19 protein-coding genes are annotated in these 23,993 nt (G+C 43.4%); 10 read left to right on the top strand and 9 right to left on the bottom strand.

The genetic code is table 11. The features are described 5' to 3' along the window. Positions 1–4 precede the first annotated feature (4 nt). From ACBR23_RS01630 to ACBR23_RS01620, 3 genes are all read right to left on the bottom strand, one after another. Positions 5–1,363, bottom strand: a complete 1,359-nt coding sequence (locus ACBR23_RS01630) for a serine hydrolase (RefSeq protein WP_371118438.1) — start codon at positions 1,361–1,363, stop codon at positions 5–7. 137 nt (positions 1,364–1,500) lie between these two features. Then, positions 1,501–1,848 carry a hypothetical protein gene (locus ACBR23_RS01625; RefSeq protein ID WP_371114881.1) on the bottom strand — a complete coding sequence of 116 codons (348 nt, stop codon included), beginning with the start codon at positions 1,846–1,848 and terminating at the stop codon, positions 1,501–1,503. Positions 1,849–1,879: 31 nt separating this feature from the next. Continuing rightward, entirely contained in the window at positions 1,880–2,050 is a 171-nt protein-coding gene (locus tag ACBR23_RS01620) for a hypothetical protein (protein WP_341737384.1), read from the bottom strand. A gap of 273 nt (positions 2,051–2,323) precedes the next feature. Here ACBR23_RS01620 and ACBR23_RS01615 point away from each other — a divergent pair, with 273 nt between their 5' ends. Further along, positions 2,324–4,192, top strand: coding sequence for an AAA-like domain-containing protein (locus tag ACBR23_RS01615; protein ID WP_371118437.1), 1,869 nt, complete (start codon positions 2,324–2,326; stop codon positions 4,190–4,192). Positions 4,193–4,462: 270 nt separating this feature from the next. After that, positions 4,463–5,062 carry a Uma2 family endonuclease gene (locus ACBR23_RS01610; RefSeq protein ID WP_371118436.1) on the top strand — a complete coding sequence of 200 codons (600 nt, stop codon included), beginning with the start codon at positions 4,463–4,465 and terminating at the stop codon, positions 5,060–5,062. 69 nt (positions 5,063–5,131) lie between these two features. On the opposite strand, the gene ACBR23_RS01605 is transcribed toward ACBR23_RS01610, so the two are convergent. Continuing rightward, positions 5,132–5,902, bottom strand: a complete 771-nt coding sequence (locus tag ACBR23_RS01605; RefSeq protein WP_371114879.1) for a 5-formyltetrahydrofolate cyclo-ligase — start codon at positions 5,900–5,902, stop codon at positions 5,132–5,134. A gap of 105 nt (positions 5,903–6,007) precedes the next feature. Here ACBR23_RS01605 and ACBR23_RS01600 point away from each other — a divergent pair, with 105 nt between their 5' ends. Beyond that, entirely contained in the window at positions 6,008–8,851 is a 2,844-nt protein-coding gene (locus ACBR23_RS01600; protein ID WP_371118435.1) for an AAA-like domain-containing protein, read from the top strand. Between the two features lie 7 nt (positions 8,852–8,858). Here ACBR23_RS01600 and ACBR23_RS01595 read toward each other — a convergent pair whose 3' ends face one another. After that, on the bottom strand, positions 8,859–9,320 hold the full coding sequence (locus ACBR23_RS01595) for a COP23 domain-containing protein (protein WP_341737379.1): 462 nt from the start codon (positions 9,318–9,320) through the stop codon (positions 8,859–8,861). Between the two features lie 343 nt (positions 9,321–9,663). On the opposite strand from ACBR23_RS01595, the gene ACBR23_RS01590 reads away from it, so the two are divergent. Together ACBR23_RS01590 and ACBR23_RS01585 are read left to right on the top strand one after the other, a co-directional pair. Beyond that, on the top strand, positions 9,664–10,161 hold the full coding sequence (locus ACBR23_RS01590) for an HNH endonuclease (protein ID WP_340520766.1): 498 nt from the start codon (positions 9,664–9,666) through the stop codon (positions 10,159–10,161). Positions 10,162–10,251: 90 nt separating this feature from the next. Further along, complete coding sequence (locus ACBR23_RS01585) at positions 10,252–11,523, top strand: bifunctional oligoribonuclease/PAP phosphatase NrnA (RefSeq protein WP_341737378.1); 1,272 nt, start codon at positions 10,252–10,254, stop codon at positions 11,521–11,523. A gap of 29 nt (positions 11,524–11,552) precedes the next feature. On the opposite strand, the gene ACBR23_RS01580 is transcribed toward ACBR23_RS01585, so the two are convergent. Further along, the gene (locus ACBR23_RS01580) at positions 11,553–11,702 is read right to left on the bottom strand and encodes a hypothetical protein (RefSeq protein WP_371118434.1); all 150 of its coding nucleotides are present in this window, start codon (positions 11,700–11,702) and stop codon (positions 11,553–11,555) included. On the opposite strand from ACBR23_RS01580, the gene sixA reads away from it, so the two are divergent. The 5 genes from sixA to ACBR23_RS01555 all read left to right on the top strand — a co-directional run bounded on the left by sixA (position 11,697) and on the right by ACBR23_RS01555 (position 16,243). Beyond that, the gene (gene sixA, locus ACBR23_RS01575; protein ID WP_371114877.1) at positions 11,697–12,191 is read left to right on the top strand and encodes a phosphohistidine phosphatase SixA; all 495 of its coding nucleotides are present in this window, start codon (positions 11,697–11,699) and stop codon (positions 12,189–12,191) included. The two genes, ACBR23_RS01580 and sixA, sit on opposite strands and share 6 nt — an antisense overlap. Before the next feature lie 305 nt (positions 12,192–12,496). Next, positions 12,497–13,642 carry a citrate synthase gene (locus tag ACBR23_RS01570; protein ID WP_371118433.1) on the top strand — a complete coding sequence of 382 codons (1,146 nt, stop codon included), beginning with the start codon at positions 12,497–12,499 and terminating at the stop codon, positions 13,640–13,642. A 343-nt stretch (positions 13,643–13,985) separates the two neighbouring features. Beyond that, positions 13,986–14,777, top strand: coding sequence for a TIGR04255 family protein (locus tag ACBR23_RS01565; protein WP_341737374.1), 792 nt, complete (start codon positions 13,986–13,988; stop codon positions 14,775–14,777). Between the two features lie 4 nt (positions 14,778–14,781). Beyond that, positions 14,782–15,435 (top strand): hypothetical protein, encoded by a 654-nt coding sequence (locus tag ACBR23_RS01560; RefSeq protein ID WP_371114876.1) that lies wholly within the window; start codon positions 14,782–14,784, stop codon positions 15,433–15,435. A gap of 7 nt (positions 15,436–15,442) precedes the next feature. After that, complete coding sequence (locus ACBR23_RS01555) at positions 15,443–16,243, top strand: hypothetical protein (RefSeq protein ID WP_371118432.1); 801 nt, start codon at positions 15,443–15,445, stop codon at positions 16,241–16,243. A 472-nt stretch (positions 16,244–16,715) separates the two neighbouring features. Here the strand turns inward: ACBR23_RS01555 and ACBR23_RS01550 are convergent, their stop codons facing one another. The 3 genes from ACBR23_RS01550 to ACBR23_RS01540 form a co-directional block, all read right to left on the bottom strand. Then, entirely contained in the window at positions 16,716–18,830 is a 2,115-nt protein-coding gene (locus ACBR23_RS01550; protein ID WP_371118431.1) for a TIGR00300 family protein, read from the bottom strand. Between the two features lie 236 nt (positions 18,831–19,066). Then, on the bottom strand, positions 19,067–22,204 hold the full coding sequence (locus ACBR23_RS01545; RefSeq protein WP_371117387.1) for a PAS domain-containing protein: 3,138 nt from the start codon (positions 22,202–22,204) through the stop codon (positions 19,067–19,069). A gap of 619 nt (positions 22,205–22,823) precedes the next feature. Then, positions 22,824–23,762 carry a glycosyltransferase family 2 protein gene (locus ACBR23_RS01540; RefSeq protein ID WP_371117388.1) on the bottom strand — a complete coding sequence of 313 codons (939 nt, stop codon included), beginning with the start codon at positions 23,760–23,762 and terminating at the stop codon, positions 22,824–22,826. Positions 23,763–23,993 lie beyond the last annotated feature (231 nt).

Genomic DNA, 23,993 nt, shown 5'->3' with positions numbered 1-23,993 from the left:
AATATCAACGCAAATTATCCGGTACTTTCGCCGATGGTAGATCTAAGTAATTGTAAACAATGCGCGAAATTCGCCGCACAAAATCTCTCACAATCGGGTCATTATAAGGACGTTTGACAAAAATTGCCGCCAAATAACGCTTCCCATTTGGCATATCAATAATTCCAGCATCGCCAACTACAAAGCCAATATCTCCCGTTTTGTCGGCAATTACTGCTCCCGCCCCTAAACCTGAAGGAAGCAGGGTTCTAGTTGTTGTATGTCGCAATAATTCTAAAGCCTGTTCTCGGCTAGATTCCGAAACTAATTTATCGCGAGATAGCATCGATAGCAGCTTCACCATATCTACAGAACTGGTTGTATTTGTTCCTTGAAAATCTCCCAACCAATTGCGAATTATTGTATCAGTTAATCCCCAACTGCGAAAACGTTCGTTGAGCTTCGCAATTCCCCCCAAACGTTTAATAATCATGTTGGTGGCTGTATTGTCGCTGATGGTTATCATTTTATCTACGGTTTCTCTGATGCTAAACCGAGTGCCATCTGGTTCGTCTTGCATAGTTCCAGAGCCGCTGGCCACTAAGTCGGATTTCATAACTAATGTTTCATTCAAGCTAACTTTGCCAGCGTCTACATCTTGATAAAAGGCAATCAGGATTGGTAATTTGATGGTACTGGCGGCGGGAAATACCCGATCGCCCTTGATATCCAAATAGTTGCCTGTATCTAAATCCAGAAAAAACATTCCCGCACTCAGGGATTTATACTGTTCGATCGCCTTTTCAACTTCTGGCTTAATCGCTGTCATTTCCGAACCGATTTGCATCCCCAAATCCCCGGAATAATTTCTAGGATTCGTCGCTTTCAGATTCGGTAAAATTTGAGGCTCTTTTTGTTCAAACCTAGTAATATCTTCTGATTTAAAAGACTCATTCCCTGCTAACAGCTCTGGATTTGGCAACTGAAATGACCACCTATTTGCCGATTCTTTGATAATTCGTACTTGTTGTGGGTCTAACTTATAACCTGGATTTAATTGAATCACTAATCGGGTGGTTTCTGGGTCGAATTGCCCGACTCTTATTTCTTTAATAGCTGAATTATAGCTTTGAGGAGTTTCGGGATATTCGAGGACAATTCCGGGCAGATCGATTACTAAACGGGTGGGATTAGGAATTAATTTAACTGAGGGCTGAACGCTGGTATCTGTGGTTACATTGAGTTGATTTTGATTCGCATCAAAGTGCCATGATGTCAAGGTATCCGCTTTGGCTGGGAGGGCGATCGCCCAAGCACTAATTAACGTAGCCAACAGCCATTGTAGTTTTAAAGTCATGGGTGGAGAGAAAGAGGGAATTGGCATCCACTCGAAAGCGATGGGAACAGTGTTCTGAACCGCTGTCGTGGCGAGTCGTATGATATCATACAGTCAACTCTTGCCCTCTGCCGTATATTTTATTATTTTATTTTAGAATAATCAGTGGACTCAGTTGAGATAATCTAGATAAACTCAAGTTGGGCGATCGCCTGATTTCTCGCATTCTCTATGGCATCAATCATCGCTTTCACAAATACTTTTCCTTGAGCTACAAATCGTCGCTCGCTCAAATGGTCATAAGCTTGCCAATCTCCGCTAACTTCCGCATCTTGCCACAGAAACCAGTCGCGGTAAATTTCACCGTTATCAATATCATCGCACAGAGCTAGCCAATCATCTCCAGTCAGAACATTGGCATCTAATGCTACCAATTCTAGCCAAGCTAGTGCTGTGCAAGCATGGATCGCCTCAGCATCAACTAAGTCACATTTTGTAGTTGTAGGTAGCGGAAATTCAAGGGTAGACTTCATGATTTATACCTAATTTAATCCATGAATGTTACTATTTATTAAACGGACTAAATGCCACGGGAAAAGTTTCCCTCTGATGAATCTCTGAGCGATCGAGCTTGGCAGCGGCTGATGCTTCAGTTAAGTTGTTCAGGGTGTTAATGGTGAATATGGCTGTGGTTGCTAAAGCTGCCATTGCCAGTCTGTGTAAAACATTGTTCATTTTCGTGCCCCTTTTTGCTTGATGTATGTACTATAAAAAGTTAATCAATTAGGCACGGGGGAGATTGGGGAGTTAAGCATTTTTTTAGGTTAAAATATGTTTAAATTTTGAAGTGGTTGACCGGATAGGGTTTGAGGGTGCGATCGCTAATAAAATTTGAATAATTAAAATTAAGTGAGTTGAAGGTGGCGGACTATCTTCCTTAAAATCCCTTAAAATAGGTAGTAGATAGGTTAAACTTCCTAGATTCCTTCTCCTTTAAGTGCAAGCGAAGTGATCAAGTCAAAACGCGATCGCGGTCGAATTCTCACCGCCCCAGGCTTAAAGAAGCTGAATGAGGCGATCCAAGAATGGTCAGACCGATATAACATTAGAGGTACTCTCACCGAAGTCGAGGCTGAGTCTGGCGTTGGTTCCGATACAGTCAGCAAAATTCGGCAGGGTAGAGAAGGTGCAGACGAGAGTAAAATTCGGCAATTGTTTGCTGCTTTTGATTTGACCTTAGCCAATGGCGACCATCGATCGGCTAAACTAGACGATGGGGAAGATGCCGATGGGCCGAGGAATTTGCCACCGACTGAAGAAACAGTCCCTAACAGCCGAAGTGTTAAGATTTTTATCAGCTATCATAGCGTTGAGCCCGATCGCGAATTAGGAAAACAGTTGGAAATAGCCTTAAGTGCGATCGGGCATACAGTCTTTACCATCGAAAACAGCATTAAATTAGGAGATAATTGGTTCGAGCGCATTAACTACTTCCTCAAAGAATGCGATTATTTACTATTGCTATTGCCACCAACTGTCAACCAAAGCGAACTGCTAACTTATCAAGTTCAGCAAGCCAAAGAATTGCAAGATTCTCGCCCTGACAAAAAGCCAGTAATTTTGCCCATTCGCGTCGGTTTTCCCCTGAGCGAGCCTCTAAATCACGACTTGCGAGGCTATCTTTACCGCATCAAACAAAGGGAATGGCAAACAACCGCCGATACTCCTATTCTGATCGAAGAAATTATGAATTTGCTGGCAGAAAATGCCGCACCTATCAAAGATGAACCAGCAGAGTTAATCCCCAATCAAGTATTAGAAACTACTAGCCATAACATTCCTTTGCCCACAGCAGAACCAGAATTGCCAGGAGGACAAGTCGATGTCGCTTCTCAATTTTATGTAGAACGCCCTCCCATCGAAGAAAGGTGTTATCAAACTATTTTGCAGCCCAGCGCCTTAATTAGAATAAAAGCTCCTCGACAGATGGGGAAAACTTCTTTAATGGCAAAAATTTTGCACCGCGCATCCTGTCAAGATTATCGCACTGTACCGCTGACTTTTCAGTTAGTTGATAAAACTGTATTTGCCAATCTCGATAAATTTCTCAAGTGGTTTTGTGCCTATGTAGGGCGAGAGTTACACATACCCAATCAACTAGATGATTATTGGGATGAAATTTTTGGGAGCAAAGTTAACTGCAAAGATTACTTTGAAAAATATCTGTTGCCACAAATCGACACTCCTTTGGTGTTAGGATTAGACGAGATAGATCGCGTTTTTCAATATCCCGACATTGCCGAAGATTTTTTAGGACTGCTGCGGGCTTGGCACGAAGAATCCAAGCGGCGCGATATCTGGAAAAAACTGCGCTTAATTGTAGTTCACTCCACCGAAGTTTACATTCCGATGAATATCAATCAATCGCCTTTCAACGTCGGACTGCCCGTAGATTTGCCAGAATTCAACGCTGGGCAAATCCAAGATTTAGCAGCGCGCCACAACTTGAATTGGTCTGAGGCCGAAGTAGAGAAATTAATGGCAATTGTCGGCGGTCATCCTTATCTAGTGCGAGTTGCATTATATCACATTTCGCGCTCGGATTTGATGCTTGATGAATTAAAAGAAAGTGCGATCGCAGATGCGGGAATTTATAGCGACCATTTGCGCCGCCAATTGTGGAATTTAGAAGAATATCCAGAGTTAGCGCAGGGGATGAGAGAGATTGCTGCGGCGGATTCTCCGGTGCAATTAAAGGCGATGCAGGCGTTTAAATTGGATAGTTTGGGGTTGGTGAAATTGCACGGGAATGAGTGCGTGCCCAGGTGCGAACTGTATCGGCAATATTTTCGATCGCACTTAAGCGCGATCGGGTAAGATTAAATGTGGGTTAAAAATCTGCGCTCGAAATCGGCGGTTGAAACCGCTCCTTGTCAAACAAAGTCCGCCTACGCGGACTAAAGAATCAGGTGAATGATACCCATGAACGATATTTTTTTAATAACTTCCGATAATTGGCTAGATTGGATAACTGTGTTTGGTTATCTAGGCTTTACTGCTTTCATTGCATGGCGCGTATTAACCACAAAGTAGATATGTGTTAAAACTAGGTGAAATCGTAACTAAATCAACTCCTGCATACTAATTATGTCACCTGTTGAAAGTCTCGCAGCAATTCCCAATGATCTGATTTTGCGCTTGAGCATCGAGCAGTATCATGCGATGATTCAATCAGGCATTCTCACGGATGATGACTCTGTAGAATTGCTGGAAGGTTGGCTGGTTTTCAAAATGCCAAAAAATCTACCGCATCGAGTTACAACTCGTCTTGTCAGAACAGCTTTAGAGAATATTTTACCTCCTGGTTGGTATGTCGATTCCCAAGAACCGATAACGCTATTCAACAGCGAACCCGAACCCGATATAGTAGTTGTTAGAGGGGATACACGACAATATCTCGATCGCCATCCTGGTGCTGAAGATATTGCTCTGATTATAGAAGTATCTGATACAACGCTTCAGCGCGACCGAACAATCAAAAAACGGATTTATGCCCGCGCTGGAATTGCCATTTATTGGATTGTGAATCTTGTGGAAGAGCAGGTGGAAGTTTACTCTCAACCGAGTGCGGAAGTTGAGCCACCAGATTACAGTCAAAGGTTGGATTTTGGGCGATCGGCTGTTGTACCGATTATGATTGCAGGAATAGAAATAGGGGCGATCGCTGTCAATTCTCTTTTGCCTTAAGATAAATAATAAGATGGCTATATAAAACTACCTTCTTCTTATTCTTTCTTTCCATCTTCGCGTCCTACCCTAGGGGAACGAACCGCGAAGGCGCCTTCGCGGTTCGTTCAACTTTCGTAAAATCGGAATTTGTTCTAACTGTTCCGATCGCAAACTATCCCAGTTTAACCCGGTTGGACGCGGATAACTTGTATTAGTTTCAATTACTTCCTGGGCAGTCACAATCCAATTCAAAGCCCAATCGTGAGCCTGCATTGGCAAAAGCGAATCTGCAACTACTTGCAAAGGATGCACAGTTGTCACAATCGGCGTATCGATTTCTACTAACCCGAATTCCTGCAACATCGCTAATTCCAAATCAGCAAATCCTGCTCCTTTCCCGGTTCTTCCACCGCCCGGCCCCGCCGCTACGCAGCCGACTATTACTAAATCAATCGGCTCCATTTCTGCAAAACTTACCAATCTGCCACAAGTTAGGGCTTTGCGGGCGATCGCACTTTCGGCAATAGATACATTTTGCCTTTGCAAATCCTCAGCAGTCAACTCAACAAAACAGCGATCGTCTGTCAAGCGCGGTACTGCCATATACAGCCGTTTTCCATCTTGTAAAGCCCGCATCCGCACCGGAATTTGCGCCGAATCAGGATTGCACTTAATTGTTTTTGCCTGTTGCCAAATCGATAAACTTGCCAACTTTTCCGCCGCCAATTCGGCCCCAACAAAGTTGGGAATATGACCAAACGGATCGCCAACAGATGCGGCTTGCTGCTTCAGCAAAGACCAAATTTCATTTCTTAAATTGTCTTTGTCGTGGTGATATCCAGTCCAATCAGTTTTCATGCTGTATTATGGTACAATATATCATACAAAATTCTACTTGAATTCTTCAGTCCGCGCAGGCGGACTTCGTTTGTATAGTCGCGGTTTCAACCGCCGAACTAATTTATGAATTTTACCACCAAACCCAGTTACTATCAAGTAGGCGGGAGTCTCACAAATAACGCTCCCAATTATGTGAAACGGCACGCAGACGACGACTTCTATAACGGATTGAAAGCCGGGGAATTTTGTTATGTTTTAAATTCTCGGCAAATGGGGAAATCTAGCTTGCAGGTGCGGACAATTCAACGGCTTAGAAGTGAGGGAATTGCTTGTGCGGCGATCGACATTTCGGAAATTGGCAACCGTGGCGTGACTCCCGAACAGTGGTATGCTGGTCTTCTCCGCATTCTCGAAAATAATTTTAATCTGTCAGATGTTGTCAACGTGCGGACTTGGTGGCGCGATCGCAATTTTTTAGCCCCAGTTCAAAGATTGAGCGAATTCATAGAAACTGTACTGTTAGCTAATATTGCCAGTAACATTGTCATTTTTATTGATGAAATCGACAGCATTCTCGCCCTAGATTTTTCCGCCGACGATTTTTTAGCGTTAATTCGCTCGTGCTACAATAAACGGGCAAATAATTCAGAATTCGATCGCCTAACTTGGGCGCTTTTAGGAGTAGCATCACCGACGGATTTGTGCCGCGACAAGAATGTCAGCAATAACACCCCATTTAATATTGGCAAGGCGATCGAATTAACTGGTTTTGACGAAACAGAAGCGCAACCGCTAGCAGCGGGGTTGGCTGAGATTACAGATAGTTCTCAAGAAGTTTTGCGAGAGGTTTTGTATTGGACGGGAGGGCAACCTTTTTTGACTCAAAAGCTTTGTAAACTTCTCTTTGAAAATTCACATTTAATCGGGGATTTACCCCCCCCAGCCCCCCCTTACCAAGGGGGGGAGAAAGAGCAAGTCAATAATTTTATCCAGACTGAGAAAGAGCAACTCAAAAATTTGCCCCAGATTGAGAAAGAGCAAGTCAATAATTTTATCCAGGGGCAAAAACAGCAACTCAATAATCCTAAAGAGTGGGTGGAGAAAGTGGTGCGTTTAAAAATTGTGGATAATTGGGAATCTCAAGATGTGCCGGAACATTTATCTACAATTCGCGATCGCCTGTTTAAAGAAAATCAACGCATTGTCAGGAGACTCGGATTATATCAGCACATTTTACTGCAAGTTGAAGTTATCCCTGATAGCAGTGCGGAACAAATGGAATTGCGCTTGACTGGATTAATAGTTAAAATTGGGAATAAACTAAGACTAGCTAATCCTATTTATGAAGCTATCTTTAACAACACTATTGTTCAACAAAAATTAGATGAATTGGCTCCTTACTCCTCGGCTATTAAAGCATGGTTTAATTCTCACTGTCAAGACAATTCACAACTTTTGCAGGGGAAAGATTTACAATCATCGTTGATTTGGGCCGCCGAAAAAAGTTTAAGAAATGAAGACTTTCAGTTTTTAACAGCCAGCCAAAAACTGATGTTTACCGCTCAAAATCAGCTTTTAGAATCTACTAAGCTAGAAATTACACAAGCTGTCAATGATGCCCAAAAAGCCCAGTTAGAAACACAAGCATCTAAACAAAAGGCTAAACAGTGGATCGGTCTTGGTTCGGCGGCGCTTGCTCTATCTTTGGCGGGGGCGATCGGTTTTTCAACTCTCGCTTACCAGCGGTTCAAACTAGCACAAGCTAGTATCGAAATTGAACAAACTGGTAGTGATGCTTTACTTTTAGCTGTGTCTCAGAAGACTGAAAATAGTCAAGCTTTGTCTGAGGCTTTACTGCGGGCGATCGCCTCGGGAAAAGCATTGAAAAATTTGGTAAAAAACCAACCTCATTTAGAACTATATCCTGCCACTAGACCGCTGTTAGCTTTACAAGTGATTCTCGATAAACTTAGTAGTAACAAACAGCAGCTTCAACAATCATCTCTGCCACTCAGAAAGATGAATTGGAAAGCTCACAAGGGTGCTATTACCAGTGTGGCTTTTTCCCCAGATCGCCAAATTATAGCTACCGCAGGAGTAGATGATAGCGTGCGGATTTGGAGCTTATCCGGGCAAAAACTTTCTGAATGGAAAGCTTTACAAAAGTCGATAAATGTGTTAAACTTTAGTCCCGACGGCAAAATTTTAGCAACTGCTGGTAAAGATAGCACAGTTAAGTTATGGGATTTATCGGGGAAAAAAATCTACAAATTTAAAGCCATGTCAGGCTCGGTTACTAGCATTAGTTTTAGCCCGGATAGCAAGTTTTTAGCTGCGGCTGGAATAGAAAGTAATGCTGCTATTTGGCAGATTTCTCCCATTCCAAAAACTAGATTGTTGCCAGTTTTTTTGCCTGGTCATAACGGCTTAGTTAGAAGCGTTAACTTTAGTCAAAACGGGGATTTTTTAACTACTTTAGATGGCAAATCTACGGTGCGTATTTGGAATTCATCTGGTAAGTTAATCCAAAAAATACCCGTTCAGGCGATCGGCATTAGTTTCAGTCTCAACCAACAGCAGCAGCGCTTTGCTACAGTAACATTGAATGGGAAAATAGGGCTGTGGAATTTGTCAAACCAAGAATTAGTGAAGGAATTTCAAACTTTGCATTTAGATGCAAAATCTATTAGTTTTAGCCCCGATGGAGAACGGCTTGCTACCGTGGGAATTGATAAGACAGTGCGGTTGTGGAATTTAGCAGGGCGGCAAGTTGCTCAATTTGAGTTTGCAGAGAATGTTGTTAGTGTCAGTTGGAGTCGAGATGGAAAGCAAATTGCTGTGGCTGGAAGCAATGGTACTGTCTGGTTGAGGAAAGTTGAAAGTTTAAAAGAATTACTGAAGGAAAGTTGCAATTTTTTCACCAATCAACCGGAGTATTTGACAAGAGTTTCCAGTCTTTGTCAGTAACTGATTATCAATTTACCTTAACAGGTGGAATACTTAAATTAGGATTTTTGATTCTTCTTAATAGTTCTTGTCTCGCTTGTTCAGGATTTTGCCCTCTCGGTATCTGATATAATAACCTACAGGAACCGTCTTGAGGATTGGCAGCACAAATAATCGGTTGACCTGTACGGGATGCACCTGCTGTGACAATATTGTCCCAGTTTCCCTGGGATTGGGCATTGTTGAGAATTGCTGAAACTCGCGTACACCGAGTAATCGCATCTTCGCCGGATTCATTGAAATAGTTGTCTGTAACCCACAAAATAACCGGAATATTTTTGCCTTGTTGGTCAGCAATTGTAGCTGGATGGCTACCAGCAGCCCCGCAGAAGAATGAATATGTTTGAGCGAAAGCGGGAAGGTTTGTGAGAATCGGGGCGATCGCTATTATTGACGCGCTAAAAACTGACTTTAAGAGCCAAAATTTCATGGGAATTAATCAGGCTGGCGATCGAAGGTTATTCATAGTCTAAAAAATTAAACTGATGCTTGCCGGGAAGATTAGGGATTTAGGGAAAAAAATCAAAATATGGGCAAACTTTTTCCCCATCCCTGCTACTGGACTCATCAGGTATAAAATCTCGACCGAAATCCTCGCCCACATACTCTCCGGGCCAGAAAATAATTCGCCCCCACAAGCATCTGCTGGACTCTAGAGGCTAAACCTGCTATTTCTTCACTTTTGTGTTGAGACTCAATCATTGCTGGCGTCACCCCCCTAAATGAGAACCTGTGTTACCATCGGTGAAAATATTCTCGCTTAATAATCAACAATGGGCAATGTTCTGGTGCTGAACGTCTCCTACGAACCCCTTAACATCACCAATTGGCGAAGGGCAGTAGTTTTGTTGCTGAAAGGAAAAGCTGAGCAGGTAGAACACAACGGGAAATTTATTGCGCCTAATTTCCCGCTACCGACAGTGATTCGACTGCGGCATTATGTCCGAGTTCCCTACAAGGATATTCCACTCACCCGCCGGAATATCTTGCACCGGGATGCCCACTCTTGTCAATACTGTAGTTACACTGGGGATGATTTAACCCTCGATCATGTGATTCCTCGATCGCGCGGAGGAGGTGAATCTTGGGAAAACCTCGTCACCGCCTGTATGCGCTGCAACGTCAAAAAAGGCAGCCGAACCCCGAAAGAAGCCGGAATGCTCTTGCGATATCCGCCTCGGAAACCTTACAGCGGTCTTTATTTTGAAGTGACTAAACACGTTAAGAGCGGTATGCACCAAGAATGGCAAAAATATGTAATCGGTCTTTAAAGCCCCTGTCAGCGCAAGCGCGGGGGTTTTTTTGTAGGATTGTTGAGTGTTGAGTTTTCAGTTCAAGAGTTCAAAAGTTCAAAAATTTTTATGAAAGACCCCCCTAACTCTTCTGGTACAACCTCGGTAAACAATCAGGTTCAACTAGAATCTAACGATGAAGTTGTAGTATCAAATGTTGCTGGTAAACGGCGCAGCAAAGCTGAAGTTCCAGTCGAAGAGAGTCGCCCCAGGAGATTTTCAGACCCTTCGGCCGATCGCCAAGTAGAACTGTTGCGCCAAATGTTGGAGCGACACCGCGGCCAGCGCCAGTTAATCTTACTGCAAGATTTCCCAGACCCCGACGCACTTTCGAGTGCTTGGACTTACAAATTAATAGCGGAACAGTACGACATTAACTGCGATCTTATCTATGCAGGAGCCCTGAGTCACCAAGAAAATATTGCTTTAGTTAAATTGACTGGTTTACCCTTGCAAAGGTGGACGGTGGAAACTGCAAAAACTAAGGATTTATCTGCCTATAAGGGCTGTGTTTTTATCGATAATCAAGGAACTACTTGTCAGTTAACCGATCTGGTTTTAGGGGCAGGAATTCCGATCGCAGCAGTTATAGACCACCACAGTTTGCAAGGGGAAATGAATGCAGAATTTGCGGATTTACGCCCCCAAATTCGCGCTACAGCCACGATTTTTACCGAATATTTGCAAGCGGGACTCCTAAATCTTGACGGTAGTATCAGCCAGCATATTAAGTGTGCTACGGCTTTGATGCACGGTTTGCGATCGGATACCAACGCCCTCCGACAAGCTGAGGAGGAAGATTTCTTAGCTGCGGCTTATTTGAGTAGGTTTTATGACCCCCAGTTGCTGAATGCGGTGTTGCAGTCCTCTCGCTCTAAATGGGTGATGGATGCGATCGAGCGATCGCTCAAACACCGCATTGTCCAGAACAATTTTTCCATCGCAGGTATCGGCTATCTCCGCTATGACGATCGCGATTCTATTCCCCAAGCAGCGGACTTTTTAGTCACAGAGGAGAACGTACACACAGCCGTTGTCTATGCCATTGTTCACGACAAAGATGAGGAAATTGAAGTAGTAATTGGCTCCCTGCGAACCACTAAACTGACTCTCGATCCTGATGAATTTATTAAAGAAGCTTTTGGTCAAGATTCTCAAGGACGCTTTTTTGGTGGAGGCAGAAGTCAAGCTGGAGGTTTTGAAATTCCCGTAGGATTTCTTTCTGGTGGTAATGACAATAGCGATTATGCAAGACTGAAATGGGAAGTATTTGATGCTCAGATTAAGCAAAAATTACTGAAATTAATTAGTCCTACAGACAATCCTGTTTATCATAATTAAAGCCAGTAATCAATCTCGTCGATCGCCGATCAAGCATGATGATGATGCCAAACCACAGGGGCGCGATCGGATGCAGCTTGCGGTGAACCAATGGACTGGTAAAATAGGCAACAAAGACCGATCGCACCCCATCTGAAAAAAGTGCGATCGGACACCTCAACCAAGAAAAGCCAGTGCATCTATACCTGATCCGTCACGGCATCGCAGCCGAACCCGAAGCCTACGCGACAGACGAAGAACGCCCACTGACTAAAGAGGGCGCGAGCAAAACCCGAAAAGTCGCCCAGCGTCTGTATGAAATCGAAATTCAGTTTGACCTAATTCTCACCAGTCCCCTCTTACGTGCCACCCAAACCGCCCAAATCCTGCAAACAGCAGGTTTGAGTTCCCAAATCGCCGAATCAGCAGTCCTAGCCCCATCAGGAGACATCCACAACTGGCTAGAATGGTACCAACAGTGGCAGGAAACAGGAAGCCGTAGCTTGGCTCTAGTGGGGCACCAACCAGATTTAGGCAACTGGGCAGAAACTTTGCTCTGGGGCAGAACCCAAGATGCCATCATCCTCAAAAAAGCAGGTACGATCGGGTTAATCCTCCCCGAAACAGGCTCACCCGTCGGCCGCAGCCAAATGTTTTGTTTGCTGTCGCCCAAGTTTTTACTGGGATAAAGACAGCCCATAGGTGTCAACTTAAGGTTCATTCCACAGCCCGACAGGGGTTGAAACCGAGTCTCACAAAGCGCAAGTCCTCTCAAAGAGGACTGATGATGATGAGTTCTTGAGTCCTCTTTTAGAGGACTTTAGCTATTAGACAGGGGTTTCAACCCCTGGCGGGCTTTCAGGCGATTGTTGACACCAATGGCAATGCCGTGTCCCTAGGGGGATATTGAGTTTGTTAACGCGGCGACACTATCTTGCTTTCTGCTAATGTACTTTGAATAGATTAGATTCCACTCACACAACACGGTATCGCAATGGTCGTCGGCGAATTCAAGCCAGGTTTAGAAGGTGTTCCTGCTACCTTGTCCAGCATTAGCTTTGTAGATGGACAAAAAGGGGTACTAGAATATCGTGGTATTAGCATCGAGGAACTAGCACTCAAAAGTTCCTTTGTGGAAACTGCATATTTATTAATCTGGGGCGTACTTCCGACAAAGGAAGAACTAGAAGCCTTCGAGCATGAAATTCGGTATCATCGCCGGATCAAATATCGCATCCGGGACATGATGAAATGCTTCCCCGAAAGAGGACATCCCATGGATGCCCTGCAAGCTTCAGCAGCCGCCCTGGGCTTGTTCTACTCCCGCAGAGCTTTGGCAAACCCAGCATACATTCGAGAAGCTGTAGTGCGACTACTAGCCAAAATTCCGACAATGGTAGCAGCATTCCAGCAAATGCGGCGGGGTAATGACCCGGTGCGGCCGAGGGATGACTTGAACTACTCGGCTAACTTTCTGTATATGCTCAACGAGCGAGAACCCGATCCGCTGTTAGCTAATATTTTTGACGTTTGTCTGACTCTGCACGCCGAACATACAATTAATGCCTCTACATTTTCAGCAATGGTAACAGCTTCGACGCTGACAGATCCTTATGGGGTAATTGCTTCGGCAGTTGGCACTTTGGCGGGGCCTTTGCATGGGGGGGCGAATGAAGAAGTGATTGAGATGTTGGAACAAATTGGTTCGGTAGAAAACGTGCGACCTTTTGTCGAGAAGTGCGTTGAAAACAAGGACAAAATCATGGGCTTCGGTCACCGAGTTTACAAGGTGAAAGATCCCAGAGCAACTATTCTCCAAGGGTTAGCAGAACAGTTATTTGAGAACTTCGGTAGCGATGATTATTACGACATTGCTGTCAAGTTGGAAGAAGTGGTGGAAGAAAAACTGGGTCAGAAAGGAATTTATGCCAATGTAGATTTCTATTCTGGTTTGGTTTATCGGAAAATGGGAATTCCTACAGACTTATTTACTCCTGTTTTTGCGATCGCCCGCGTTGCTGGCTGGCTAGCTCACTGGAAGGAACAGCTAGAAGCAAACCGCATTTACCGCCCCACTCAAATATATACAGGTACTCACGGTGAGTCCTATATTCCGATCGGGGAAAGATCCCCATCTTAACCTCAAAGCTGTAGCCGTAGGGTGCGTGGCCTTGCAAAAATCTGTCAATAAAAATCGACTTTTCGAGTAGCGACGCACCTTATCAAAATGTTGGTTTTTTTCCTCATCTCTGGAAAAGAACAGGTGCGTCGCCATGAGATTGTCGCTGTTGATGAAGGATTGTCGATGGCGACACACCCTACGGCTTAACTATCCAAGCCAGTGAATTTTAGGTTGTAGAGATTCCTTTTACAAATGGTGCAGATTCTAAAAAACGTTCGGTACGCAGGAAAAATCTTCGTAAAAGTGTAAAGTGATATGTAAAATAGAGTTGTGGACATCCTATGGACATCCTTTTGATATTATGAAAACAGCAGCGCCAAAAATGAGTCTTGCGCCCGTGTTCTACACACTGGCTCAGGTGCAATTTAACCCAATTGCCCAAATCTCGGATTATGTTGCCCGTTTGCAGGAGCGCCTGCGCCGAAGTGGGTTCCCCGACTTCCAAGCCGAAAATCAATTAGAACTCACAATTCGCCGACTAGATGAATCACAACCTGATGTTCAGCCTCAGCAGCATATGCGCTGGAGCTTCATGAATACTGAGCGTACTGAAGGATACCTATTGCTCTCGAATGCCTTGGTTTTCCACACTACTAAATACCACACCTTCACAGATTTCTTGCAGAAGACCATCTCTGGCTTAAAGCTGGTTCACGAAATTGTTGAGCTGGCTTACGTTGAACGAATTGGACTTCGTTATCTTAATGCTGTTGTATCGATGGATAAGGACACACTGCAACAATACTTGAATCCATCTCTGCTTGGTTTTTCTGCAAATCTAGAGGGTCGTCTAAGCCATAGCTTTACTGAGACGGTAACAGTTGTTGATGACGGCAATTTAGTTGCTAGAGCGGTTATTACGGATGGGGCATTAGCTTTGTCACCTGACTTGATTTCGTTACAGCTCTCACTACAACCCCAATTCACAGGGATTAATAGTCGGAATGCTGTGTTAGATACTGACTATTTTGTTGTTAACCGAAACAGTTTCGATCTCAAAGAAATTGAAGATCAACTTTTGAAGGCGCATGACATCATCACCAATGCTTTCAAAGTTTCGGTGACTGACTACGCTAGAGAAAAATGGGCTTAAGAATATGAATACAATACCTACACCCTATTCCCAGGCTTCTTTTCATCCTACGAAAACCTATACTCCTAATGAGATAGGTGCATTAAGAGTTGAGCTATTTATTTTGACAGCAGGTACTGGTGGTATCATGACTGCACATAGTGCCGCTGAGTTACTAAATCGACTTCACTATCCACGTATACATGTCGAACATTCTAGGGCAAAGCAGGCTGATACGCAATCTGCCGTAGGCAGCAGTGCTACGCTATCGCCTGCTGAACATGTTGCGAATATCCGTGATGTATTTGCTATAAATATGTCTGATCTGGCTTCTGTTCTTGGGGTCACTCGTCCTACGGTCTATGCCTGGCTGGCAGGACAAGAGCCAAAGGGAGAAGCAGTAATACGTATTCAGAAATTGTCCCGCGTCGCCGACCAATTTAATCGAGCAAACATCATTCGTTTAGATAAGCTTGTGCATCGTCCGATTTTAAATGGACGTTCTTTGCTCGATATACTCAAGACAGATGAAGATCCTGTAGCAGATTTAGCCACTCTCAAGGCAATAGCCGATAAAGAAGCACAGACTCGCCGTGAACCTAAAGGCTCTGGCAAAAACCTGAGATCGCTCGACGATGTGTTGAGCGAGTCATCTATAGCTGTCTATGAGAGGAGTTAGTACAAGAATGCCTTGGTCTCGAAACACCACATGGCGACAGGGTAGCGTACTGGCTCAGAAAGACTTTCAGGCAGTGGGCTGGACTGGTGTACCTGATACTGATCTGGCTATAGCAATATCCCACGATTGCGATATCGCCAATGACAATCTGGATGTTGAACCTGCTGTGGAATTCATTTTTGCTCGCATCCTAGAGCAGCACAACGGGAACTCCACTCACGGGAAAAATCCGCGCACTCTACACATAGATTACAAACATGATGGACAAATTGTTTTCTTTGAACTGCTCGCTTCAAAAAGGTTGATATTGCCTAAAAATATGCTTGAGAATCTCCAGCCTGATGAGACTTATAAACTCAATACTCATTTTGGGCAGATTCTTCAGAGTTGGCTGGCTGCTAGATACCGTCGCCATGCTCTACCGAATAGCCTTGTTGATCGGCTTAGAGCCGTTTTTAAACACATTGACGATAAAGGTAAGAAAAATTCTGCTGGAATATTGTCTTTCCGTCTGTCTTATGATCCCGAAGATGAACTTCCTCCCGAAGAACCGTATGAACTCTCGATCAGCATTGTCTACATCCTTGATAAGGCTGAATACGGTGAAATGGCTGTCAATATAGCAAGTAGCCTCAAGAAAGAATTTCCCAATCTTTTAGAAAAGACAAAGGATAGCGGAACAGTGGACTTACGCAAATGCGAAGCGGTCTCTGAAATGGAATTTACAGTTCGTGATATGCGTGACACAGTTGAGTACCATCTAGAACACTTAAGCTATCGTACTGAGCCTTCGGGACCAGTTATTTAAATAACTTCTAGATTTCCTTGAATAAAACCAACATAATTTTATCTGGAATCTACTGAAAAATTAAATGATAATATCCATCCATCATTTACATATTTTTGAATAAGAGAAATAATGTTAGCTTGGTAATTGTTGAGTAACTTATGCGATTGCTTCTAACTTTTGCAAATAATTAGTTAATTTATTCTTGATTTTAATCTCCCCAGCCCAACTTATATATTCTTCGTCTCCTCCTTCCAGGTCTTCTGCTGTCCAATGAGTTAATGTAGGGTGCGTCAGGTAAGATTATTTCCGATGCAAATCAACAATCTCAAAACTGACGCACCTCGCCAAACGGTGCGTCAGAAATATGCTTTCCGTACAACTTGAAAATCTCAAATCTGACGCACCCTACTAGACATCGGAAGAATTGCCTGTCTTGAACAGGCATCCTGCCTGTTCCACAATAATTATGGGAGATGTCTACTAGCTAAATCTACACAGATTGGGTTACATGATGGCGGCTAGTCAATTTATCCAATTGATTCACCAACAAACTCAGGAACAATCCCACATCAGTCACCACACCAGTAGATTCGATCGACCCCCGATCGCTCAATTTAGTCACCACCGCCGGATTAATGTCCACACAGACCATCTTCACACCAGCCGGAGTCATATTTCCCACACCAATCGAGTGCAACATAGAGGACAACATTAACACCATATCTGCACCGCGTAACAGTTCAGTATAATGTTCTTGAGCCTTAATTAAATCCATTTGCGTGTCAGGAAGTGGGCCGTCATCACGAATCGAACCAGCTAAAGAAAACGGTATATTGTTCTTGACGCACTCGTACATCACACCATTAGTAATCAGCCCTGCTTCCACAGCTTTAGCAATACTGCCATAACGCCGCACAGTGTTAATTATTTTCAAGTGGTGCCGGTGTCCACCGCGCACAGCAACACCCCGTTTCATGTCAACCCCCAAAGAAGTTCCCATGTTCGATTGTTCCATGTCATGCACCGCGATCGCATTTCCGCCCAACAACGCTTGCACATAACCTTCGCGAATCAAATGTGCCAAATGTTCGCCGCCACCAGTATGAATGACAACCGGCCCTGCGGTAACAACAACCTTACCACCCCGATCGCGAATTTGGCGCAATTCCCACGCTACCTGTTCCACTACCAACTCTACCCGGCGCTCACTAGAAACGCTCCCAGACATAAAGCTAAATTCCTGAGAATTACGTTGTTCCCGCGACTCTGTTTTGCGAATTGTGCGAATACCAACCACATCAACAACAACTTTTTCTCCTACTTTTAAATCGCGCAGTAATTTACATTTTGCGACTGGACCATCAGCAGTTTCAGTAATTGCTACTGCACCATCCATCCGCTGATTTTGCGCTTTCACCCACTGGTTATTTACCCGCACTTCCGTCGGATAAATCGTACTAACATAAAAGTCGTCCGGTCCAACGCCATCTTGCACTACAGGTTCTAAAATAGCATCGCAAATCTCTTGGGGCGGTGGCACAGCACCCAAATCAATCAGCATTCCCATCATTTCTTCCATCACATCGTGGGAAGGAGCCGAAACTTTAACATCGGCACTCGATGTGCTTTGACGCTGCTCTCCCAGATTGAAATTGAGCACCTGGAAACTGCCACCGAGATCGACAATCAAGTCCAAAGCACGACTAATTAAACCAGCATCCAGCAAGTGGCCTTCCATGCGAATTGTGCGGCTTTCTACCATCACATTTGCCGATCGATCTTCTTGAATCGGTTCCGTTACCCGCAATGTCAAACACTTACAAGCACCGCCAGCTTTCAGAAATTCACTCATCGGGGTTTCAATTACTTTAAACCCAGCTTTAGTGATGCGTGTTTTCAAGCCTTCGCTGACCTTATTCATTACCACAACTTTGTCAATATTGACAGCATTACACGCAAAATTTGCGGCATCCGCTTCTTCAATGGCAATCCGTTTTTCCGGCGCTACCCGCATTTCAATTAAGCGGTTTGAGTAGGAATCAAAGGCTGCTGGGTAGTACAGTAAATAGCCACCCGTGAGGGGACAAAAACAGGTATCTAAGTGATAGAAACGTTCGTCTACTAAACGCAGAGAAAGCACTTCGATATTCAGCCATTTGGCGAGCAATGGGTGAGAATCGAGTTCGGAACGGAAGCCGTATCCGGCCCACAACCAGCGGCCTTCGCGATCGAGCAAAGCATCACCAGCACCCTCAAAGGGCAAGTCTTTCGGTAGTTCGTGAACCGTGAAACCTTTCTCCTCAAACCAGGCTTTGAAATAGGGTTCTTCGCCTTGACGTTCTTTGTGATAGAAACGACTCAGCACAAAGGTATTACCTAAAAGTAAACCCGCGTTGGCGGTGAAAACCATATCAGGCCAGCCTTTTTGAGGCGGTACGAGGTCTACAATGGCATTTTCTTTGAGGACGTGGTACAGTTTTTCCCACTGTTCGACGGCGCGATCGCGCGATGATTTGTGGACATTGCCCTCCATCCACGGATTAATCACGTAGTCCACATCGTAGTGGTCGGGAGCGCACATCAGAAAGCGAATTGAGTCAGTCATAATTCAGTTAAAATGTTGTAGATGCTACAGACTTAAGTTGACAGAGTTTCCTAGAGAAAAACTACTATGTTGGCTCGTCGCAGAAAGAGTGCAACATCTCACGGCGAAAAAAGTAACTTTTAATTATATCACATAAAAACCTATTTAGATTAAAATTTTCAAGGCAGACAAGTAATGAAACCTTGACAAAGCATCCAGGGACTCACCAAATTCTTCCCTCTGCTTTCTTCCTTGCTTCAAACAATTGGGACTGCGATCGCAAATTCCGTACCCTTACCAACTTCGGAATAACATCTCAATTCACCGCAGTGTCTGTCTTTGACAATTTGGTAACTAATCGACAATCCCAAACCAGTACCACTACCCACTGGTTTAGTAGTAAAAAATGGGTCAAATATTCTCGACTGAATTTCCTCACTAATTCCGGGTCCATTGTCAGCAATACGCACGCATACTTGATTTTCCCCACAGACTTCCGTAGTAATGCGAATCTCCATAGATATGTCATCGTTGCTATCAGTTGCTAAGTCTGTCAAAGCATCGATCGCATTTGAAATTATATTCATAAAAACCTGATTGAGTTGAGCTGGATAGCACTGAATTTGGGGCAGTTTTCCGTACTTTTTAATAATTGCAATTTCCCCACGTTTTGGCTGCTCCTTCAATCGGTGCTGCAAAATTACTAAAGTGCTCTCAATCCCTTCATGAATATCTACTAATTTGCGGTCTCTTTCATCAAGTCTCGAAAAATTTCGCAAAGACAACACAATTTCCTTAATTCTGTTAGCACCTTCCTGCATAGAACCCAATATTTTCGGAAAGTCCTCAGCAATAAATTCTGCATCTATTTCTTCTAATTTATCGGTAATTTCTAGAGCGGGTTCAGGATAATATTTCTCATATAATTTTATTAAGCTTAGCAAATCTCCCGCATATCTTGTAGCTGGATTAATATTACCATATATAAAGCTAATTGGGTTATTAATTTCGTGGGCTACTCCCGCCACCATTTGCCCGATACCTGACATTTTTTCTGCTTGAATGAGCTGAGATTGAGTGCCTTTTAATTTTTCTAAAGTTTGTTCTAACTGTTGGGCTTTTTCCCGTTCTCGTTGTTCGCTGCTTCGCAAAGCCACTTCTCCTTGTTTGCGATCGCTAATATCGATATGAGTGCCAGTCATCCGCAGCGGATTCCCCGCATAATCCCGTTCCATTACCTTAGCTTGAGCCAAAATCCACTTCCATTCACCAGATTTGGCCAGCATCCTAACTTCTACTTCGTAAAGTGGACTGTTCCCAGAAATGTGAGATGCCAACGCCTCTTGAGTCAAGGGAAAATCCTCTGGATGTACCAGTTCCTCCCAGGATTTAAGAGTATTTTTAATATCGTCTACTTCATAGCCCAACATAGTCTTCCACTGCTGATTAAAATATACTTCTCCGGTTGCAATATTCCAATCAAACAATCCCATGGCACTAGCTTCAAAGGCTAAATAAAAACGTTCTTCACTAATTTTGAGAGCTAATTCTGCTTGTTTACGTTCAGTAATATCCATTACCGTACCTAAGAGTTCAATCGATTCCCCCGTTTCATTAAAAACACCTTCTCCCCTCACTTCTATATATCGAACTTGACCATCATCATGCAAAATTCGTAACTCGTGTTTGTAGGGTTTTCTGTCTGAAATAGCCCGGTTTACAGTTTCCATAAAACACTCTTTGTCATCGGGATGATACATCTGGTCGATTTGGGCATAGGGGGGTTCAGGTTGAGCGGGATCGAAACCAAAAATGCGGAATACTTCTTCAGACCAACTATATTTCTGGGCTAAGGGATCAAATTTCCAACTCCCTAGCCTCGCAAGTTTTTGGGCTGCTGCTAGACTAGATTCACTTTTTTGAAGTTGAATTCGTTGCTGTTTATCTTGTTGCAAAAGATGAGATTGAGCGATGGCAATTCCCATTTGTGCCGCCACGGACTCAAATAATCTGACTTCATCTTGCGTCCAACTTCGAGGACCATCGTACTGATGTAATGCCATGATTCCATTCGCTTTTCCTTGATAGGAGGTACGAATTGCCATCATAGATTTTAAATTTATTTGTTCGACTAAATGCCTGGTAGATTCTAGCAACGGTTCCGTAAAAACATCCTCAGACACTACAGCTTTATCTTGAGATAATACAAATTCAGCATGAGGATTGTCATAAATGGGAATTTCTACATCCATCAAGGCTAGGGATTCTACTCCTAATTTTTGATACTGAGCAACACAAGGAATACAAGGAGGGTCTACTATGTAAGTGTGAATTAAACAGCAATCAGCGTTAAAAACTCTACCAATTTGGGCGGCGGCTGTCTGAAAGACTTGATCCGGGTTTAAGTTATAGCGAATTTCTAGAGTAATGGTTTCTAGCAAAAATCTTTGCTTAATCAGCCTTTCTAAAGCAGTCAATGCTGTTTTACGTTCCAGTTCTGCTTGTTTGCGACTGCTAATTTCAGTTGCAGTTCCCAAAATTTTACAAGGTTTGCCATCTTCAGTTCTAGCAAATACGGTATCTCGACTGAAAAACCACCAATATTCACCGTTTTTGTGCTGGAGTCGATACTCAAATTCAAAGCTTTCCCCGTCTTTTGCTTGCTCAAGTTGGTCTAGGTGTGCTGACCATGCAGCGGTATCATCAGGGTGGATTAGTTGAGAAATTAAGGCTCCTGGCATCTGCTGTATTTCTTCCAAGGTATAACCTAGCTCGGTAGAAACTTCGCGGTTGAGATAAAGATTTCGGTCTTCTATTAAATCGTAAACGTACAATAAATTAGGATTAGTTTGAATTATTGCAGACAACCACCGCTGGCTTTCTCGCAGTTCGGATTCGGTGCGTTTGCGTTCTTCAATTTCTACTTGAAGTAGCGTATTTTGGACTAATACTTGTTGAGAAAGACGACGGAGATTCAGTTGACTTTCGATGCGAGCTACCACTTCTTCTAGCTGAAACGGTTTGGTAATATAGTCTACAGCCCCCAGGGAAAAAGCTTTGACTTTATCAAATACTTCATTTAAAGCGCTGATAAAAATCACAGGTATATCTTTTGTTTGCTCGCAAGCTTTGAGTTTTTCGCAGACTTCATAGCCATCCATTTCCGGCATCATAATGTCCAGCAATATCAAGTCTGGCGGATTTCTGAGCGCAAATTTTAGAGCCAAATTAGCATCTCGTGTTGGTCGGACTTTGTACCCAAGCTTAGACAATAGTGTGGAAAAAAGATGCAATATTTCTGGGCTATCATCTACCAGTAAAATGTTTGGTTTCAAGGAATTGTTTACTGTGGTAATTTTTTTTATAGCAATTCTTTTTTGATCTATTCTGTTCATTAAATAACCCCTTTTAAGTAGGTTTTTTTAGGTATGTAAATTGTTTAATATTTCCCAATCTTGTGGGGAGTAATTATTTTTGATTTAAGGTCAAATATTTGTAGGATTTGATTGAGGTAGGGCAAGTTAAATGTCCAGATTTCCATCAACTTGGTATCCAGTTTTGTTTGCATAAAAGGAGGTAAATTTAAAACTCTTAAACCCCATAGTGCACCAGCGATAACTGCTTTTATGGCAAGCGAGCGTGTCTTTAGACTTGAGTTACTGACAACTTCGACTTACCTGTGGTTGGAGTCTCTGGGACTATGGGGCAGATGGCAAATAGAGGACACCCATATACACTGATTAATTGTATCAAAAATATTTGCATTTTTCAGTAAGTCATCACAGTCGATCGAGCTTTCTCAAAATTACTTTCCACTAGAATTCTTACTGTTGCTTGTCCCATTCTGATGGTTTGAGGATTTTGAAATACTTTATATCAGTATATTTACTGGTATAAAGCATTTCTTCAGCGAGCAACGGCTAAAATGCACCCTAGGCAGATACCCGTAGCAGATTAAGTGCTGTGGGCATCTAACAGAAGATAATCTGACATTGAATTAGAGCGATTACTTCACTATTTTATACTGGTACTCGCCTCCAGTTCATCGTAAGCAGCATATACCGCTTTCACATTATACCAATTCAGAAAAATCCGAGCTATTTCCAAAGCCAACTGGGAATCACCTCGATCGATTAACCACTGTAACAAAGGCGACATCCTCCGCTCATTCAGCAGCCCACCCAGAGATAAAACTCCCCACAGTATTTTGTGCAACCAAGTCATTTGAATCATCAGCCGCACTTCCCAACTAGGGTGTTTTTGATAAAACAAAACTCCCATTCTTCCCCGCTGAATTTCTCGATCGATCATACCGGGGATTTGGTCTAAACTAAAGGGCGGATGCCAATGATAACCGACGGCGGCCGGACATTTAATCAATTTTAAGCCTAATTTTTTTAACCTGACTCCCAACTCTAAATCTTCCCATCCATACAGTTGAAAGCGAGTATCGAATAATCCAGCATCCATCAACCAGTGACGGGCGATGGCCACATTTCCCGTCGCAAAATAAGCGGCGGAAAAATCTGTGATTTTGTAGGGTTCCGAGGTAGGATTGTCAAAATTGCAGGTATTGATCACGCTGCCGTAAGTAAAAACCCGATCGCTCTCCTTGTATCCTTGTAACAAAGCTTCTGCGTGAGCTTGCAAAAAATGCTCAGTCACAACTAAATCGCTATCAATAAAAATAATCGTATCGCCCTTGGCATCTTCCACCCCCAGATTCCTCGCAGCGGCTGGGCCTTGGTGAGACTGTACGATCGATCGCACATGAGACAACTCATCCCCATGAGCAGCTAACCACTCCAGCGTACCATCTGTGGAGCCGTCGTCTACTACAATGACTTCATACTGTGCGATCGTGTTACCAAACTGCTGGTTTTCCAGAGCTCGTAGACATTTCGCCAAAATTTGTTTACGATTGTACGTCGGAATCACGACACTAAAAAACACGGATTTTCCCCACTGCCACAGCTACCGTCTCCCACCGTAGCAGATTTTTCGCAGCAATTATACTGATAAACAGCCAACTAGATCAAAAAAGAATATCTAAATCTGTACTATTCCTGACAAGAATCGATGTAAATTAGGTGCATAATACAAAGTTGGTTAAATCTGATATCTTGCACCATTTTCCAGAACAGGCAAGATGCTTGTTCCACAAGAATAGATTTTTTTGGGGAG

Origin of the sequence: Microcoleus sp., assembly GCF_041354475.1 — a bacterium.
Lineage (GTDB): Bacteria > Cyanobacteriota > Cyanobacteriia > Cyanobacteriales > Microcoleaceae > Microcoleus.
The sequence above is the reverse complement of the archived record's forward strand: the minus strand, read 5'-3'. Positions and strand labels throughout refer to the sequence as shown.

Bases quoted from the DNA above. Each gene is read 5' to 3' on its own strand.
- ACBR23_RS01545 (WP_371117387.1), bottom strand. From the start codon at position 22,204: ATGAACAGAATAGATCAAAAAAGAATTGCTATAAAAAAAATTACCACA.
- ACBR23_RS01620 (WP_341737384.1), bottom strand. From the start codon at position 2,050: ATGAACAATGTTTTACACAGACTGGCAATGGCAGCTTTAGCAACCACA.
- ACBR23_RS01585 (WP_341737378.1), top strand. From the start codon at position 10,252: ATGAAAGACCCCCCTAACTCTTCTGGTACAACCTCGGTAAACAATCAG.
- ACBR23_RS01550 (WP_371118431.1), bottom strand. From the start codon at position 18,830: ATGACTGACTCAATTCGCTTTCTGATGTGCGCTCCCGACCACTACGAT.
- ACBR23_RS01590 (WP_340520766.1), top strand. From the start codon at position 9,664: ATGGGCAATGTTCTGGTGCTGAACGTCTCCTACGAACCCCTTAACATC.
- ACBR23_RS01605 (WP_371114879.1), bottom strand. From the start codon at position 5,902: ATGAAAACTGATTGGACTGGATATCACCACGACAAAGACAATTTAAGA.
- ACBR23_RS01565 (WP_341737374.1), top strand. From the start codon at position 13,986: ATGAAAACAGCAGCGCCAAAAATGAGTCTTGCGCCCGTGTTCTACACA.
- ACBR23_RS01600 (WP_371118435.1), top strand. From the start codon at position 6,008: ATGAATTTTACCACCAAACCCAGTTACTATCAAGTAGGCGGGAGTCTC.
- ACBR23_RS01555 (WP_371118432.1), top strand. From the start codon at position 15,443: ATGCCTTGGTCTCGAAACACCACATGGCGACAGGGTAGCGTACTGGCT.
- ACBR23_RS01560 (WP_371114876.1), top strand. From the start codon at position 14,782: ATGAATACAATACCTACACCCTATTCCCAGGCTTCTTTTCATCCTACG.
- ACBR23_RS01630 (WP_371118438.1), bottom strand. From the start codon at position 1,363: ATGCCAATTCCCTCTTTCTCTCCACCCATGACTTTAAAACTACAATGG.
- ACBR23_RS01580 (WP_371118434.1), bottom strand. From the start codon at position 11,702: ATGCACTGGCTTTTCTTGGTTGAGGTGTCCGATCGCACTTTTTTCAGA.
- ACBR23_RS01610 (WP_371118436.1), top strand. From the start codon at position 4,463: ATGTCACCTGTTGAAAGTCTCGCAGCAATTCCCAATGATCTGATTTTG.
- ACBR23_RS01625 (WP_371114881.1), bottom strand. From the start codon at position 1,848: ATGAAGTCTACCCTTGAATTTCCGCTACCTACAACTACAAAATGTGAC.
- ACBR23_RS01595 (WP_341737379.1), bottom strand. From the start codon at position 9,320: ATGAAATTTTGGCTCTTAAAGTCAGTTTTTAGCGCGTCAATAATAGCG.
- ACBR23_RS01570 (WP_371118433.1), top strand. From the start codon at position 12,497: ATGGTCGTCGGCGAATTCAAGCCAGGTTTAGAAGGTGTTCCTGCTACC.